Raw genomic sequence first — 17,291 nt, 5'->3', positions numbered from 1 at the left:
GCGGGGGCGAACCGGGAAAAGGTTCATGCCCCCGCTTTTCTTTGTGTACAAAAGAATAAATGCTGTAAGGATATGATTCGGGATTTATAAAGGGACAGGTGTTTTCATATATGATGGCTGATAAGGAGAAAGACCGCTACTCGCTGAGGGTGATGACATTGTTTGGTCTGGTGGTATCGGTAATTATAGGGATATTCGCTTTAAACATTTATTACTTCAAAGAGGTGGAAAAAAGTCTGATAGAACAGACTTACCAGGATTTAAAAAGGGAGAATGACGAAGCACTTACCTATTTTCGGGGAATGATCCGGGAAAGGTTTGAAGTGCTTGAGGCATTCTCTGCTTATGGTGATCTGCCGGAAGGATCGGAAATTGGAGTTTTAGGCGGGCAGGGAATTACGTATTACGGGATCCATGAATCCCAGGGGTTAAAGGGAGGAAACAGCATTTCCAGGCTGCCCTCCAATGGCTTTAACGGTCAGTCAGGGATCGCTCTGTCCGTTCCGGTGGTTAGGGAGGGACAAGCAAAGGGGTCGGTCTGTATGGAGTATACCGCTGAAGAACTGGGGAAGTATTTAAACAGTACAGAGTTAAGCCCATATGGTGCCAGCCTGGTTTTCACAAGGTCCGGAGAGCTGGTGGCCACGTGCCCTGGGTATGAATCTTATGCCAATGTTTATGATATACTCAAAACCATGGAATTTAGAGACGGACAATCTTTGGAACAGATGAAAAAGACCGCGGAGAGCGGGGGCTTTGGATATGTCTCCTTTTATTCCAAGGGCAGCAGGGAGCTTCTTTATTATCAGCCTGCGGGAGTTGAAGACTGGATGGTGGCTTCCATGGTGAAAACAGAAAGCTATGATGGCGCTCTTTACAAGATCAGTAAACTGTCAAAAGTCTTTATTGCAGGTTCAACGGCTATGGTGTCCTGTACCGTTCTTCTTATTATTTGTATTATTTATTTACGGAAAAAGGAAGCGAAGCGTGCGCAAAAGGATTATTTAACAGGCGTTTATACCAGAGAAACAGCTAGAAAGCTGGTGGAACAGAGACTGAAAGGCGGAGGAAAAAAGAGGTTTTATGCCTGTATGTTCCTTGATATTGACGATTTCAAGAAAATTAATGACACCTTCGGCCATCATAAGGGAGATCTGGTTCTAACCCAGGCAGGACAGATTTTAAGCGCCTGTACAAGAAAAGAGGATGTGATTGTCCGTTTTGGCGGAGATGAGTTCTGCATCTGGCTGTACGGCTTAAGCGGAAGGAAACATCCGGAAGCCATTGCAAAACGGATATTAAATGCATTTCACGCCTCCGGAACCATACATGCAAGCATCGGAATCACCCTGGTAGGAGAACAGGAGACGGAATACGATGCCATATTAAGACGGGCGGATCAGGCATTATATCTGGCAAAGGGAAAAGGGAAAAATCAGTTTGCATTCCAGCTTTGAGTCTTGGAGTCCTGCACTCCTTGAAAGTCCTTTTGATTTCAGGTATAATGAAATTTAATGTTTTTAAAACTACTAAAAGGAGAAAAGCATGAATAAGCTTAGACTTGGAATTATTGGAAACGGTTATCTTGGAGAAATTATTGCCGGAGCATGGAACGATGGGTTACTGCCTGAGTATGAGTTGGTGGGAATCGTTGGGAGGACAAAGGAAAAGACAGAAGCCCTGGCAGAGAAAAGTGGCTGCAGCTCCTGCGCAGGGATCGATGAACTGCTGGAATTAAAACCGGATTACATCGCTGAGGCGGCATCTGGGGATTCCGTCAGAGACATGGCGGAGAAGATTCTGGCAAATGGATGTAATCTCATCGTGCTGTCCATTGGCGCCTTTGCGGATAAAGAATTTTATGAGAGAGTGAAGGCAACGGCTGTAAAACATAATACCAGGGTATACATCGCCTCAGGAGCGGTGGGCGGCTTTGACGTGCTTCGTACGGTTTCTCTCATGGGAGAGGCGAAAGCAGGGATTGAGACAAGAAAAGGTCCGGAATCCTTAATGTATACACCTCTTTTTGAGGAACATTTAATGACCGATAAGGAAAGCACCATGGTGTTTGACGGCAATGCAAAAGAGGCAATCGGACTACTTCCTACAAAGGTGAATGTTGCGGTAGCGTCATCCCTGGCAACTGTGGGACCGGATAAAACCAGGGTGAACATTCACAGCGTTCCGGGAATGATTGGGGATGACCATAAGATCACTGCGGAAATTGAAGGCGTAAAGGCTGTTGTGGATATTTATTCAAGCACCAGCGCCATTGCCGGCTGGAGTGTAGTGGCTGTCCTGCAGAATATTGTGTCACCAATCGTATTTTAAACGATAGCTGTTATACGGTTATGCCCGGCAGAGCGGGGCACACTGTGAGCAGCAGGGTCGCGGATTGTGAATATAGCTTGACAGGAGGATAAGAAGATGTTTGAGAAGTTGGTTGCCATAGAGCCGGTGAGTCTGGTAGAAGAAGCAGAGAAAGAGCTTTTCCAATATGCAAAACAGGTGGTGATGTACGAGGATATTCCCTGTGATGACGAAGAGATCATAAGGAGGATCGGAGATGCGGATGGAGTGCTTTTAAGCTATACATCAAAGATCAGTCAATATGTCTTTGAACGATGTCCTAAAATCAAATATGTGGGGATGTGCTGCAGCCTTTATTCAAAGGAGAGCGCAAATGTAGACATTGCTTACGCAGAACAGCATGGGATTACAGTTATGGGAATCCGTGATTACGGCGATGTTGGAGTGGTGGAATATGCGATCTGTGAACTGGTGCGCTTTCTTCATGGATATGACAGGCCCATGTGGAAGGATATGCCGGTAGAGATTACCGGATTAAAGATAGGAATCGTTGGAATGGGTGTTTCCGGAGGCATGATCGCCAATGCTTTGAAGTTTCTTGGGGCAGATGTTTCCTATTACAGCAGGAGCAGAAAGCCGCAGTATGAGGAAAAAGGAATCGGATATCGTCCATTAGGAGAGCTTTTAGAGAGCAGCGAAGTGGTATTTACCTGCTTAAATAAGAATGTGATCCTTTTGCATGAAGAAGAGTTCCAGAAGCTGGGAAATGGAAAGATCCTGTTTAATACGTCCATTGGACCTGCCTTTGAACCGGAAGATTTAAAAAACTGGCTGGATGCCGGGGACAACCGGTTTGCCTGCGATACGGCAGGAGCAGCAGGAGACGGGGAGCTTTTAAAACATCCCATGGTGTTTTGTGTCAATGCTTCGGCAGGGAGAACCAGGCAGGCCTTTGGAATTTTAAGCGAAAAAGTGCTTGATAATATTCAGAGGTTTTTGGCGAATAGCAAAGTTTCTATTGTATAAAAAACCCTGGTAAGGTATAATAATTCCAAATGTCCAGAAAATCACCAATAGGAGGACCATGGGAAATGACCAGAAGTAAAATGCGCGAACACTGCTTTAAAATGCTCTTTTGTGCGGATTTTTATCCAGCAGAGGAGAAGACAGGGCAGCTTATTCAATATTTTGAGGAACCAAAAGAGGATGATTTAAACGCCGAGGGCATAGAAGAGATCATCCATGATGTGGATATGAGTGAAGAAAATGCTGCTTATTTAAGAGAAAGGGCAGAGTCCGTTATGGTCAGAATCCCTGAACTGGATTCAAAGATCAACGAAGTAGCCGAAGGCTGGAAGACAAAACGTATGGGTAAGGCTGAACTTACAATACTACGCCTGGCTCTGTATGAGATATTATTTGATGAAGATGTGCCGGAAAAAGTAGCCATCAATGAGGCTGTGGAACTGGCTAAAAAGTACGGCGGGAATGAAGCTCCGGCATTTATTAACGGAGTCCTGGCAAAGCTGGTGTAAGATATGGCAAGTGTGTATTCCGTTACTCAGGTCAATGCCTATATTAAGAATATGTTTGCCCAGGATTTCGCCCTGAACCGGATATCCGTTAAGGGTGAAGTGTCCAACTGTAAATACCATACCTCCGGTCATATTTACTTTACCTTAAAGGACGGGAAATCGTCTATGGCGTCAGTGATGTTTGCCGGGCACAGGAAGGGTCTTGCTTTTAAGCTGGAGGAAGGGCAGCAGGTGGTGGTAAAGGGCAGCGTGGAGGTTTATGAGCGGGACGGAAGATACCAGCTCTATGCTCAGGAGATCACAAAAGAAGGAATCGGTGATCTGTTTGAAAGGTTCCAAAAACTGCGTGATGAACTGGAAGAAATGGGGATGTTTTCTCCTGAATATAAGAAACCGATTCCAAAGTACGGAACAACCGTAGGAATCGTGACGGCTCCTACCGGAGCTGCCATCCAGGATATTATAAATATATCGACCAGACGCAATCCTTATGTGCAGCTTTATCTCTACCCTGCTCTTGTCCAGGGAGAGAGCGCAAAGGAAAGCATTGTAAAGGGGATCGAAACCCTGGACCAGATGGGACTTGATGTCCTGATCGTTGGGAGGGGCGGCGGTTCCATTGAGGATTTATGGGCATTTAATGAGGAAGTTGTGGCAAGGGCTGTTTTTAACTGCACCACTCCTGTGATCTCTGCGGTAGGCCATGAAACCGATGTGACAATCGCAGATTATGTGGCGGACATGCGTGCCCCCACACCTTCTGCAGCCGCAGAGCTTGCTGTATTTGATTACAGCAAGTTTGAGGAGCAGGTGGAAATGTACGGTCATACGCTCTTAAGGACCGTGGAAAGAAAGCTGGAACGCTACCGGTTTCATGGAAACCAGTACGCCTTAAAGCTGAAACTGCATGACCCAAAGCGCAGCATCCATGAATGCCGGCAAAGGCTTGTGGACATAGAGGACAAGCTAAAAAACCTGATTCTGTCCAGAACGGCCTCATACCGGGCAAGGGCGGAAGAAGAAAAGCTTCACATAAAACAGCTGATAGAAAAGCAGGCGGTCAGGGACAGACACAGGCTGGAGATTTTCATCAGCCGCCTGGAAGCAGAATCCCCTCTTAAGAGGATGGGAGGCGGCTATGGTTTTGTAACTGATGGAAAAGACAGGCGGATTGATTCCGTGAAGCAGGTAAAAGCCGGTGACAAAATTGGGCTGAGGCTTAGGGATGGAAGCATGGAGGCGGTGGTTTCCCGTGTTGCCCCGGCGGAATCCGGCTTATTTGGCAGCCAGCGGGAGGAAGTTCGTGGAGACAGGTAATAAGGAGAAACGGATTTATGGCGGCAAAAAAAGAAAAAACGATTGAAGAGACATTTGGAGAGCTGGAAGAGCTCATTAAAAAACTGGAAAGCGGAGAATGCTCCCTGGAGGAATCCTTTCAGTATTATGAGACCGGCATGAAGCTGGTAAAGTTCTGCAATGAAAAAATAGATAAAGTGGAAAAAAAGATTATCGTGTTAGAGGAAAATGGTGAGGAACATGAATGATAAAGAAATGTTTTCAGCCCGTACAGAGGAAGTAAGGCATGTTGTAGAAACATACCTGCCTCCTGTGGAGGGCCATCAGAGTACAGTTCTGGCGGCAATGGATTACAGCGTTCGCGCTGGAGGAAAGAGGCTTCGTCCTATGCTGATGGAGGAGACCTACCGCTTATTCGGCGGTAAGGGGAAAGAGATCGAGCCTTTTATGGCGGCGATTGAGATGATTCACACCTCCTCCCTGATTCACGATGACCTTCCCTGCATGGATAATGATACCCTGCGACGGGGACTTCCTACAGCATGGGTTAAATTCGGTTATGACATGGCGGTTCTGGCGGGAGACGGTTTGCTGATTTATTCCATGGAGACAGCTGCAAAAGCTCTTTCCATGACGGATCGGCCGGACCTGGTTGCCAGGTGCATGGGGATTTTAGCAGAAAAAACAGGAATTTTTGGGATGATAGGCGGTCAGACCGTTGATGTGGAGCTGGCAGGAAAGCCTGTACCAAGGGAAAAGCTTGATTTCATTTACCGGTTGAAGACCGGAGCGCTTTTAGAGGCCGCTATGATGATCGGAGCCGTTCTCGGCGGAGCAGATGAAGAACAGCTGAAGCTGGTGGAGAAGATGGCCTCCTGTCTGGGACTTTCATTTCAGATACAGGATGATATCCTGGATTTAACCAGCAGTGCGGAGGTTCTTGGAAAGCCTGTGCTCAGTGATGAAAAGAACCATAAGACTACCTATGTAACCCTGGAGGGAATTGAAAAGGCGAAGCAGGATGTGGAGAGGATTTCAGAAGAGGCGATTTCCTGTCTCCATAAGCTCCCAGGGAAGAATGAATTCCTGGAAGCGCTGATTCGGATACTTGTGAACCGGGAAAAGTAAGCCGTTTAACGATAAGGCTAAAAAAGGATCTGATAAGAATATGATGCTGGAATTAATAAACGGGCCTGAGGATATCAAAAAACTGTCAAAACAGGAGCTTGATAATTTAAGTCAGGAAATCCGTGACTTTTTGGTAGGAAAAATAAGCATGACAGGCGGCCATCTGGCTTCCAATTTAGGAGTGGTGGAGTTAACCATGGCGATCTACCTTGCTTTTGACCTTCCAAAGGATAAGGTTATCTGGGATGTTGGGCATCAGTCCTACACCCATAAGATATTAAGCGGCAGGAGAGATGAATTTGACGACCTGCGGCAATACGGCGGCATGAGCGGCTTCCCAAAGAGAAAGGAAAGTCCTTGTGATGCCTTTGATACCGGTCACAGCTCTACTTCCATTTCAGCCGGACTAGGACTGGCCCAGGCAAGAGATGTGCTGGGAGAGGATCATTTTGTGGTATCCGTAATCGGAGACGGCGCCTTAACAGGCGGCATGGCCTATGAAGCTTTAAATAATGCGGCCAGGATGAACAAGAATTTCATTATTATTCTCAACGATAACAACATGTCCATCTCAGAAAATGTAGGTGGCATGTCTACTTATTTAAACAGCATCCGTACCGGAGAAGGGTATCTGGACTTAAAGAAACACGTGACCAACGTGCTTTCCCGGATTCCGGTTGTAGGAGATCAGATCATTGATAAGATCAGCAGGACAAAGAACGGCATTAAGCAGCTGCTCATACCTGGAATGCTATTTGAGAATATGGGGATCACCTATCTTGGTCCGGTGGATGGCCATAATATAAAGGCCCTTTCCAGGGCCCTGCGGGAAGCAAAGAAGCTTCCCCATACCGTGCTGGTCCATGTGATCACCCAGAAAGGCAAGGGATATGCCCTGGCGGAGAGGAATCCTTCTAAATTCCATGGAGTTGATCCTTTTGATATCATCACCGGGGAACCGAAGAAAAAGAAGAATAATCCCAGCTATACGGATGTGTTTTCCAAAACCATCTGCCGTCTGGCTGAGCAGGATAAACGAATCGTTGCGGTAACGGCAGCCATGCCGGATGGAACAGGTTTAAAGCGGTTTTCCCGTCTGTATCCTGACCGTTTTTTTGATGTGGGAATTGCAGAAGAGCATGCGGTGACTTCGGCGGCTGGAATGGCGGCAGGCGGCTTAAAGCCGGTTGTGGCCGTTTATTCGTCTTTTTTACAGCGCGGCTTTGATCAGATCCTCCATGATGTTTGCATTCAGAATCTGCCTGTGGTCTTTGCCATAGACCGGGCAGGGCTTGTGGGAAGTGATGGGGAGACCCATCAGGGAATTTTTGACTTATCCTATTTAACTGCTATCCCTAATATGAGCGTGTTTGCGCCGAAAAACTTATGGGAGCTTATGGATGGGATGGAGTTTGCCCTGTCCTACAATGGCCCGTTTGCGGTGCGCTATCCAAGAGGAGAGGCTTACCAGGGCTTAAAGAGTTTTCGTGCTCCCATTGAATATGGCAAGGGAGAGATGCTCTATGAGGAAAAGGATATTGCTCTTTTAGCAGTAGGAAGCATGGTGAGCACAGGGGAGCATGTAAGGCAAAAACTGAAGGCAGAAGGCTGGAACTGTTCTTTGGCCAACGGCCGGTTTGTGAAGCCTTTTGACCGGGATTTGGTGGACCGTTTGGCAAAGAAGCACTGGCTTATCGCGGTCATGGAAGAAAATGTCCTTCAGGGAGGTTTTGGCCCCGGGGTCACCGCTTATATCCACGAGCACTATCCGCATGTAAAGGTTATAAATATCGCCTTGCCGGATGCCTATGTGGAGCATGGCAACGTATCCCTGCTCCGGAAGGGGCTTGGGATTGACAGCAATTCTATCATATGGCGGCTCAAAAAGGAATATCTTGATACGGAGCGCCAGAATGCAGAATGGAAAAAATATAAAGATAAAACAAGGGAAATGGAAAAGGCATGAAAGAACGTTTGGATGTGCTTTTAGTAAAACGGGGACTGGCTGAATCCAGGGAAAAGGCCAAGGCTGTCATTATGTCCGGGATCGTCTATGTAGACGGGGATAAAGAAGACAAAGCCGGTACCACATTTGAGGAAACTTCGAACATCGAGGTAAGAGGAAGCACTCTGCGGTATGTGAGCCGGGGCGGTTTAAAGCTTGAAAAAGCCATGACTCATTTTGACGTGACTCTGGAAGGAAAAGTGTGCATGGATGTAGGCTCTTCCACAGGCGGTTTTACAGACTGCATGCTTCAGAACGGAGCCGTTAAGGTTTATGCAGTGGATGTAGGCCACGGTCAGCTTGCATGGAAGCTGAGGAACGATGAACGTGTGGTGTGTATGGAAAAGACCAATATCCGCTATGTCACTCCTGGAGATCTGGCCGACCCAATCGAATTTTCCTCTATTGATGTTTCCTTTATTTCCCTGACAAAGGTATTAGGACCTGTAAAAGCCCTTCTTACGGATGAAGGAGAGGTCGTCTGCCTTATAAAGCCCCAGTTTGAAGCCGGCCGGGAAAAAGTGGGGAAAAAGGGCGTGGTAAGGGAAAAATCCGTCCATCTGGAAGTGATCCGGATGGTCATTTCCCATGCAGTAAGCATTGGCTTTGAAGCACTTCATCTGGAATACTCCCCCATTAAGGGGCCGGAAGGGAACATCGAGTATCTCCTTCACTTGAAAAATCATCAATCAGGAGAGGCCTGCCCGGAATGCGGTCTTAATCCGGAACAGATCGTGGAAGAGGCCCATGGGAATTTAACAGGAAACTAAAAGCGGCCTGTTACAACAGGCAGCAAAGCGGATTAAAAGTATCCTTGCAGGTAAGGAGTTTTAATATGAAATATTTTTATGTAATCATGAACCCTGACAAAGAAGGGGCCAGAGAGACTGCGAAAGCCATTCGTGACTATCTTACCGGTCATGGGGCGGTCTGTCTGATCGGGGGAGAAGACCAGGAGAAGCGGCAGGGGAAAAGCCATTATACCGATGCTTCCATGGTACCGGAAGAGACGGAGTGTCTGATCACCCTGGGAGGCGACGGGACCCTGATCCAGGCGGCAAGAGACTTGGCAGGACGAAATATCCCCATGATCGGGATCAATCGGGGAACCCTTGGGTACTTAACCCAGGTATCCCGCACGGAGGATATCAATGATGCTCTTTCTGCCCTTCTTGCCAATGATTATAAGCTGGAAGAACGGATGATGTTAGACGGCTGTATTTACCGCAAGGGAACGGCTGTCTGCCAGGATATTGCCTTAAATGAAATCGTTATAACCAGGAGCGAACAGTTAAAGATGCTTCAGTTTAAGGTTTATGTAAACCAAGAGTTTTTAAATGAATACCGGGCTGATGGGCTTATTGCGGCAACACCCACCGGCTCCACCGCTTACAATCTTTCTGCAGGAGGCCCCATCATTGTCCCGGATTCCAAAATGGTGGTCCTGACTCCCATCTGTTCCCATGCCCTGGGAACAAGGAGTATCGTCCTTTCCGCAGATGACTGGATCCAGATCGAAATGACGGGGAAGAAGGGCATAAGCCAGGCGGCTGTATTTGACGGAGATACGACCACGGAGCTTTATCCAGGCGATTGCATCGAGATACGCCGGTCGGATATTAAAACCATTCTGATAAAGCTGAAAAACATATCATTTTTAGATAACCTGCGCAACAAGATGGCTGGTATATAGGGAGGGGCACTATGAAACTGGAACGACACAGCAAAATTGTGGAACTTATTGGAAAACACGAGATTGAAACCCAGGAGGAGCTGGCAGATTATTTGAATCAGGCAGGCTTTGCGGTCACTCAGGCGACGGTTTCCAGAGACATCAGGGAGCTGAAGCTTACAAAGGTTCAGTCTGAGTCAGGAAAGCAGAGGTATGTGGTACTTCAAAACCAGGGCTCTTTCAGTGACAAATACATCCGGATCCTGCGGGATGGCTTTTTATCAATGGACATGGCGCAGAATATTCTGGTTATTAAGACGGTATCCGGCATGGCCATGGCAGTGGCGGCGGCACTTGATGCCCTTCATTTCGGTGAGATGGTGGGCTGCATCGCAGGTGACGACACCATCATGTGTGCCATTCGAAGTGCCGATGATACCATACTTATGATGGACAAACTAAAGAAACTCATTACGGGATAAAGGAGGCCGCCATGCTTTCAGAATTACACGTAAAGAACTTAGCCCTGATCGAAAAAGCCGATGTGGAATTTGGACAGGGCTTTAATGTCCTGACCGGTGAGACCGGAGCCGGTAAATCTATTATTATCGGTTCGGTTACCATTGCCCTGGGGGGAAAAACACCAAAGGATATCATTCGAAAGGGCACAGAATACGCCTATATTGAGCTGATCTTTACGGTCAGTGACCCGGGGAAAGTCCGCCTGTTAAAGGCGTTTGATGTCTATCCGGATGGAGACGGCACGGTGATCATCTCAAAGAAGATCATGCCCTCCAGAAGTTTAAGCAAAATCAATGATGAAACCGTAACCGCAGGAAAGCTGCGGGAAATCACGGGCCTTCTCATCGATATTCATGGACAGCATGAACATCAGTCTTTACTCTACAAATCAAAACATCTTGAGATTCTGGACCGCTACCAGGAGAAAAAGTCCCATAAGCTAAAAGAGAATATTGCAGACACTTATCGGGAATACGTCCGGTTAAAGGACCGGCTTTCCGCCTTCCAGCTTGACGAAGAAGCCAGGCTCAGGGAAATGGACTTTATCCGCTATGAGATAGAAGAGATCGAAAATGCCGGGCTAAAAGAAGGGGAAAAGGAAGAACTGACCTCCAGATACCGTCTTTTTTTGAATGCAAAAAAGATATCCGAAAGCCTTTCCATGGCTTATTCCGCCGTGGATACGGATTTCATCAGCCGTGCTTTAAAAGAGGTGGAAACGGTAGCCTCCTATGATGACAGGCTCTCTGTCATAAGGGATCAGTTATTTGATGCCGATTCCATTTTAAGTGATATCAGCCGGGAAATAACCTCATACATGGATGATATGTCCTTTGACGAAGATGAATACAGGCAGATGGAAGAGAGGCTTGATGTTTTACATAATCTTGAAGCAAAATATGGAGGAAGCCTAAGTCAGATATTTATTAATCTGGAAGAAAAGCAGAAACGCCTGGAAGAGTTGGAGGATTATGACGGAGCCAGAAAAAGGACGGCAGAAGAACTCCAAAAGGTTTTGGACCGTCTGGAGCTTCTTTCCGGTCAATTATCCGAAATGAGAAAGAATACAGCCAAGGAACTGACAAAAAAAATAATGGAAGGGCTTAAGGACTTAAATTTTATTGATGTGGAATTTTCCATGGAATTTTCACGCCTTGGCCACTATACAGCCAATGGCTATGACGAAGCGGAATTTTTGATTTCCACGAACCCGGGAGAGCCTTTAAAGCCTTTGGGCATGGTAGCTTCCGGCGGCGAGCTGTCCAGAATCATGCTGGCCATTAAAACTGTGCTTGCGGATACCGATGACATTCCTACTTTAATTTTTGATGAGATTGATACCGGAATCAGCGGCCGTACGGCTCAGAAGGTATCGGAAAAGCTGGCCTATATTGCCGGGAACCATCAGGTCATCTGCATCACCCATCTGCCCCAGATCGCTGCCATGGCTGACAGCCATTACGAGATTGCAAAGGCGGTGGAAGAGGGCCGTACAACCACTTCCATACACCCTTTAAGCGGGGAAGAGGTAGTAGAGGAGCTGGCAAGGCTTTTAGGAGGCGCAGAGATAACCGAGGCAGTGAGAGCGAATGCAAGAGAGATGAAGCGGCTGGCAAAAGAAGGCAGACGCCCGGGAGTATGAGAACATGATTGGACTTGGAACACTGATAAATGTGGCGGGGATTGCGGCAGGAGGCTTGGGAGGCCTTCTCTTCGGGAAGAAGATGGAGGAGCGTTACCAGCGCACGCTGATGAGCGGAGCGGGAATATGTGTGCTGTTTCTTGGCATTGAAGGCGTTATGGAAGAAATGCTGGTCATCCGGCAGGGAGAGCTTGCCGGCAGGGGAACAATGATGCTCATCCTATCGTTTTTCATAGGATCCCTTCTTGGAGAGTGGATGAACATTGAATCAGCCATGGAGCGGTTTGGAGAGTGGCTTAAAAGAATAACAAACAGCAGCGGCGATGCAAAATTTGTAGACGGATTTGTAACGGCCTCTCTTACGGTCTGCATCGGAGCCATGGCAGTGGTAGGTGCCATCAAGGATGGGATTTCCGGTGATTATACAATTCTAGCTGCAAAGGCTCTCCTTGATTTGATCATTATTCTGGTCATGACTGTTTCCCTGGGAAAAGGATGCATCTTTTCGGCTATACCGGTAGCCCTGTTTCAGGGAACCATAACCCTTCTGGCAAGACTCATTGAACCCATTATGACGGCCCAGGCTCTGTCTAATTTGTCATTAACCGGCTCCGTCCTGATCTTTTGCGTGGGCATGAATCTTATCTGGGGAAAGATGATAAAAGTTGCCAATCTGCTACCGGCCATATTTTTGGCAGTGGCTTTTGCTTTTGTTCCTTAGAACCTGTCCATTGATGCATTGAAAGGAAAAATCATTGAAAGAATATATTGCGGAATGTGTAAATATTTTAGGTGATTTTTGTGGGAAGAGGGATGTTCCTGCATTGACATCAGAGTATCTGAGAAAAAAATATGGAATAGAACAGGCAGACGTAATGGTCCTTTTCGGCGGCAGCATTCTCTGCGGCGGGGATATCCTGGCTCATGCAATGAAAAGGGGAATAGCAAAAAAATACATCATTGCAGGCGGGGCAGGTCATACAACGGAAACCCTGCGTCTTAAGATGCATGAAGAATTCCCTGATATAGAAACAGCCGGTCTGCCGGAAGCAAAGATATTTGAAGCATATATCGAACACAGTTATGGATTAAAGGCAGATTTTCTGGAATGTAATTCTACAAATTGCGGAAACAATATAACATATCTTCTGGAACTGCTAAAGGAAAACAACATTTCTTTCAACAGTATCATACTTGCACAAGATGCATCCATGCAGCATCGAATGGAAGCAGGACTCCGGAAATATGTCGCTGAAGATGTGACTATCATTAATTATGCCATTTACCGCGCACATGTAATTGTGAGGGATTCGGAACTTGCTTTTGAAGAAGAGATATGGGGAATGTGGGATATGGACAGGTATATAACCCTGTTAATGGGCGAGATTCCCCGATTGTCAGACAATGCAGACGGATATGGACCGAAAGGAAAAGGGTTTATTGCCCATGTGGATATACATAAAGAAGTTGAGAATGCTTTTGAGGGTTTGAAAAAAGAATACGCTGATATGGTTCGGGCAGCGGATCCTTTGTATGCGTCAGCAAGATGATTTTCTGAGATTTTCTATTCGCCTGCTCATTTTCCGCTTTCGAATTTTTCTTCATCGTCAGACATGTAATGCCGTAAACTGCATGAACACTATGTTTTTGCAGGATTGCGGCATTTTTTTATTCGCTTACACTCTTTTTTCAGAATAACAGCCTGTAATGATTATTTTTTATTGAGGTTTTCTAAAATTTCATGATAACGTTTTGTTGCCAATGCGCTTGGAGCTCCCTTTTTGCAGAAAGAGAGTTTTGCCAACTTAGGGACCACTCGCTCAACGATGATCTGACCGTCAACTGTTTTTGATTTCAAACAATCAAATGCTTCCAGGAAACGGCTATCATTTTTTGCACGGTCATAAAAAGATAGAATATAGACATATTCAAATAAATTATAATTGCGGAATGGGTATTCAACCTGCATAAACAGAGTTCCAATACCATAATGACAAGGACCGATGGGTTTACGAATGACCCAATGTTCAAGCAGAAATTCTACTGCTTTATGAAGCGCCTGTTCTTTATTTAAATAGTCGCTGAAACGAAAGGCATCAAGCACATTCAGTGTAGGTTTCGGATTGGAATACTCCGTTTCTTCCCCATGGCCATATGAAAACTTATTGCAGCGCCAGCCTCCGTCTTTGTATTGTGTATCCAAAAAATGGCGAAAGGTTGTTTGAATTCTGCTATCGGAAACATACCCCAAATGACACAATACATTGGCAGCTATTGCCGTTTGACATGGTAAAATACTACCTTTGGGATAAATTTTAAAACGCCCGTCATCCTGCCATACGCTGAAAATTAAATCAGCAGCAGCTTTTAAAACAGGATCTTCCGGCGGCACTCCAAGTTCCGATAAAAAAAGCACGCTGTCAAAAGTCGAAAACGGAGATCCTTTCAAAAGCCGTTTGTCGGGAGTTGCCCAAAGGTCAGCCCCATTGTCATGCCTGTGAGATAATATTGCTTCCACATCTGATAAGTATTGATTTTCCACCGCCATTTTATAGTCCTCCACAACAGTTATTCCGCTTATTAGTTTTTCAAGCACCCAAACGTTAAGGTCTATACACTAATTCGAATTCCTCACATACGACTGGCATATCTTCATCAAAAATTTTTCCGGTTTCAGACATCTCTTTGCTGAAAAATTCAACATGCACGTTTCTCCAGTATTCCAAAGAACCATCGCCTTCGCCTTCTTTCCCGGCATGTTCCTCGCTTACCTCCCGAAATGGGACGATGGAAATTTTCGTTGTTTTAATAATACAAACCGCATCATCCTTTGAGTCGAGGATAACGCTATAGTCTCCTACTTTTGGCAGTGCTTCGTTTTCTGCTTCATATATGGGATACGCAGAAGCTGTCCCTGTTTTAATGCCTCTTAATACTAATTCTGCCAGTTCATCAGGTACAGCACCAAACGCCCATGATTGATATTCCGTTCCTTCGATTTGATTTTTCAATACAAATTTATCCCACATCTGTTCTGCATTCATACTATCTTAATTATCCCATCTTTCAGTTATTTTTAAAACCGCAAAATACAAAATCACTCCGTATCAGTTTCTTATTTATTATAAAATTATACAATAATTCCTGCAATAATTCCACACAATTTTATAATGAATATCTATTTGCAGAAAAGTAATAGGGGTTAAGGGATACCTCTCGGGAAACAAGGGAAGGAAAACAAATAAAATCAGCAAAAAGTCCTCTATCCTAGCCATCTTCATCAATGTGTTATGCATGCTTATTAATCATTTTTTATTGTTTAATCAATGAAAAAACGGAGATGATAAGAATAAATAAAGAATATGCATCACATCTTTTTTAAATAATTATTGAATTTGAATTGATCGTTCAGACTGATGATAAAGCTAATAGAGATATCCATTTTATTGCAATAGCTGCCACCGAAAGAAAATAGTTACAACTAAAATATGACAGTGTGATTTAGTTAATTTCTCACATACTAAGAGAGGAGCAAAAAAATTGTCTCCTTTCATTCACCTAAGGAGGTATGCGAGATGGGAAAAAATAAATTTCATAAATTTATAGTAAGAGCGTTCTGGATCAGCCTGATCTTTTGCATCGGATTTTCCTGGTTCTATATGAAGCGGGTAATTCCCGACAAGTTAAATATCGTTGCACAAGAAGAAGAGCAGTTTCATTTCTCCATGCCTTTTGATGTGACGCTGTCTTCTGACAGCGAGGAAGTGGTCTTAAATAATGGATCAAATATTCCTTCCGACAAGATCCATCTTCAGGTAAATGAGCCATTTTCCTTATATTCGGAAAACCAGGGAAGCTATAAGCTGGGGCTTAAGCTGTTTGGATGGATCCAATTAAAGGACATACAGGTGAATGTAGTAGATACCAAATATGCCATTCCTTGCGGCACACCCATTGGTATCTACTTAAAATCCGACGGTATCATGGTAATCGGTACCGGAGATGTAACAAAAAAGGACGGAATGGTTGTAGAGCCTGCTTTCGGGATACTGCAATCAGGGGATTATATTGAAGCCATCAATGGAACACCTCTTAAGGACAAAGAAACTCTGATGAATGAGCTGAGCAAAATAGGCGCCTCAGAAGCAATGCTCAAAATCAGACGGAACGGGGAATCCATTGATGTAAAAATGAATCCCACGGAAGCAGAAGACGGAACCTACAAGCTGGGAGTCTGGGTCAGAGATGACACTCAGGGAATTGGTACCATGACTTATGTGGACATGAACGGACAGTTCGGTGCATTGGGTCATGGAATCAGCGACAGTGATACCGGCAATGTGGTCCAGATTACCAATGGAGCCCTTTATGAGACAGCGATTCTAGGAATTGAAAAGGGAACCTTTGGAAAGCCGGGAGTGATGAGCGGGATCATCTATTATGGACCAGGATCGACCCTGGGAACGATTACCGCCAATACAGAAGAAGGAATATTTGGAAACGTGAATGACAGGTTTAAACAGAGCATGGTGCAGGATGCCATTCCCATTGGCTACAGGCAGGATGTGAAGAAGGGAACGGCCTACATCCGAAGCGATGTTTCCGGAAAGGTGAGGGATTATGAGATTGAAATACAGCGTGTGGATTATTCCACCACTCATAAAAGTAAGGGAATGGTGATTAAGGTCACAGACCCGGATCTTTTGGCTTTGACCGGCGGAATCGTGCAGGGCATGTCAGGAAGCCCGATTATACAGGATGGAAAGTTGATAGGAGCTGTAACCCATGTGTTTATCCAGGACTCAACAAGAGGGTATGGGATATTCATCGAAAACATGATCAATCACTGAGTCCTAAGGCCAGGAGAGAAAAGAACAGAATCGTAAAAATTTACGGCGCCGTTCTTTTCTTTTCTTTTCACATTTTTGATTAAATAATAATAATTACAACGGATTTTGGCTAAAAGAGAATATTTTCAGAAGTATTTCACAATAAGTGCATTTAAATATTTTTTCTTAATAGTCGAAATATAGAAAATGAAGTTACAAAAATAGAATGTTTTATAGAATGTGCTTTTCAAGGTAATTATTATGTGCTAATATAAGATTCATGGGATGGAAATTTTCGGAAATTTTTTGACGACAAGGAGTTTCAATTTTCAACACCGGTGGAGAATCAAAG

Annotated in this window: 17 protein-coding genes; 15 read left to right on the top strand and 2 right to left on the bottom strand. The window is 45.2% G+C overall.

Annotated features, from left to right (window positions below; genetic code table 11):
• Positions 1 to 110: 110 nt before the first annotated feature.
• The 14 genes from BMX69_RS14240 (at position 111) to BMX69_RS14175 (ending at position 13,660) form a co-directional block, all read left to right on the top strand.
• Positions 111 to 1,457 carry a sensor domain-containing diguanylate cyclase gene (locus tag BMX69_RS14240; protein ID WP_054791475.1) on the top strand — a complete coding sequence of 449 codons (1,347 nt, stop codon included), beginning with the start codon at positions 111 to 113 and terminating at the stop codon, positions 1,455 to 1,457.
• A gap of 88 nt (positions 1,458 to 1,545) precedes the next feature.
• Positions 1,546 to 2,331 carry an aspartate dehydrogenase domain-containing protein gene (locus BMX69_RS14235; RefSeq protein ID WP_025234597.1) on the top strand — a complete coding sequence of 262 codons (786 nt, stop codon included), beginning with the start codon at positions 1,546 to 1,548 and terminating at the stop codon, positions 2,329 to 2,331.
• Between the two features lie 96 nt (positions 2,332 to 2,427).
• Positions 2,428 to 3,336: a D-isomer specific 2-hydroxyacid dehydrogenase family protein gene (locus tag BMX69_RS14230; RefSeq protein ID WP_100042692.1), complete on the top strand. Its 909-nt coding sequence runs from the start codon at positions 2,428 to 2,430 to the stop codon at positions 3,334 to 3,336.
• 65 nt (positions 3,337 to 3,401) lie between these two features.
• Positions 3,402 to 3,845: a transcription antitermination factor NusB gene (gene nusB / locus BMX69_RS14225; protein ID WP_054791476.1), complete on the top strand. Its 444-nt coding sequence runs from the start codon at positions 3,402 to 3,404 to the stop codon at positions 3,843 to 3,845.
• Positions 3,846 to 3,848: 3 nt separating this feature from the next.
• Complete coding sequence (xseA, locus tag BMX69_RS14220; RefSeq protein ID WP_100042691.1) at positions 3,849 to 5,162, top strand: exodeoxyribonuclease VII large subunit; 1,314 nt, start codon at positions 3,849 to 3,851, stop codon at positions 5,160 to 5,162.
• Positions 5,163 to 5,179: 17 nt separating this feature from the next.
• On the top strand, positions 5,180 to 5,389 hold the full coding sequence (xseB, locus tag BMX69_RS14215; RefSeq protein ID WP_100042690.1) for an exodeoxyribonuclease VII small subunit: 210 nt from the start codon (positions 5,180 to 5,182) through the stop codon (positions 5,387 to 5,389).
• Positions 5,382 to 6,269, top strand: coding sequence for a polyprenyl synthetase family protein (locus BMX69_RS14210; RefSeq protein WP_054791477.1), 888 nt, complete (start codon positions 5,382 to 5,384; stop codon positions 6,267 to 6,269). Before xseB ends, BMX69_RS14210 begins: the two co-directional genes overlap by 8 nt.
• A gap of 40 nt (positions 6,270 to 6,309) precedes the next feature.
• Entirely contained in the window at positions 6,310 to 8,235 is a 1,926-nt protein-coding gene (dxs, locus tag BMX69_RS14205) for a 1-deoxy-D-xylulose-5-phosphate synthase (protein WP_100042689.1), read from the top strand.
• On the top strand, positions 8,232 to 9,044 hold the full coding sequence (locus BMX69_RS14200; RefSeq protein WP_100042688.1) for a TlyA family RNA methyltransferase: 813 nt from the start codon (positions 8,232 to 8,234) through the stop codon (positions 9,042 to 9,044). Before dxs ends, BMX69_RS14200 begins: the two co-directional genes overlap by 4 nt.
• 65 nt (positions 9,045 to 9,109) lie before the next feature.
• Positions 9,110 to 9,967, top strand: coding sequence for an NAD(+)/NADH kinase (locus BMX69_RS14195; RefSeq protein WP_054791478.1), 858 nt, complete (start codon positions 9,110 to 9,112; stop codon positions 9,965 to 9,967).
• An 11-nt stretch (positions 9,968 to 9,978) separates the two neighbouring features.
• The gene (gene argR / locus BMX69_RS14190) at positions 9,979 to 10,428 is read left to right on the top strand and encodes an arginine repressor (RefSeq protein ID WP_038277094.1); all 450 of its coding nucleotides are present in this window, start codon (positions 9,979 to 9,981) and stop codon (positions 10,426 to 10,428) included.
• A gap of 11 nt (positions 10,429 to 10,439) precedes the next feature.
• Positions 10,440 to 12,110: a DNA repair protein RecN gene (recN, locus tag BMX69_RS14185; protein WP_100042687.1), complete on the top strand. Its 1,671-nt coding sequence runs from the start codon at positions 10,440 to 10,442 to the stop codon at positions 12,108 to 12,110.
• 4 nt (positions 12,111 to 12,114) lie between these two features.
• Positions 12,115 to 12,831 (top strand): DUF554 domain-containing protein, encoded by a 717-nt coding sequence (locus tag BMX69_RS14180; protein ID WP_054791479.1) that lies wholly within the window; start codon positions 12,115 to 12,117, stop codon positions 12,829 to 12,831.
• 34 nt (positions 12,832 to 12,865) lie between these two features.
• Positions 12,866 to 13,660: a hypothetical protein gene (locus tag BMX69_RS14175; RefSeq protein ID WP_100042686.1), complete on the top strand. Its 795-nt coding sequence runs from the start codon at positions 12,866 to 12,868 to the stop codon at positions 13,658 to 13,660.
• Positions 13,661 to 13,821: 161 nt separating this feature from the next.
• On the opposite strand, the gene BMX69_RS14170 is transcribed toward BMX69_RS14175, so the two are convergent.
• Both BMX69_RS14170 and BMX69_RS14165 read right to left on the bottom strand, forming a co-directional pair.
• Positions 13,822 to 14,658 (bottom strand): prenyltransferase, encoded by an 837-nt coding sequence (locus BMX69_RS14170; RefSeq protein ID WP_100042685.1) that lies wholly within the window; start codon positions 14,656 to 14,658, stop codon positions 13,822 to 13,824.
• A gap of 55 nt (positions 14,659 to 14,713) precedes the next feature.
• A complete protein-coding gene (locus BMX69_RS14165; RefSeq protein ID WP_054791480.1) occupies positions 14,714 to 15,154 on the bottom strand; it encodes an ASCH domain-containing protein in 441 nt (146 codons plus the stop codon).
• Between the two features lie 531 nt (positions 15,155 to 15,685).
• Here BMX69_RS14165 and spoIVB point away from each other — a divergent pair.
• Entirely contained in the window at positions 15,686 to 16,960 is a 1,275-nt protein-coding gene (spoIVB, locus tag BMX69_RS14160; RefSeq protein WP_100042684.1) for a SpoIVB peptidase, read from the top strand.
• Positions 16,961 to 17,291 lie beyond the last annotated feature (331 nt).

It is taken from the genome of Lacrimispora sphenoides JCM 1415 (assembly GCF_900105615.1).
In the GTDB taxonomy this organism is placed as follows: Bacteria; Bacillota; Clostridia; order Lachnospirales; family Lachnospiraceae; genus Lacrimispora; species Lacrimispora sphenoides.
Note: the sequence above shows the minus strand (reverse complement) of the source record. Positions and strands in the feature narration are given on the sequence as shown.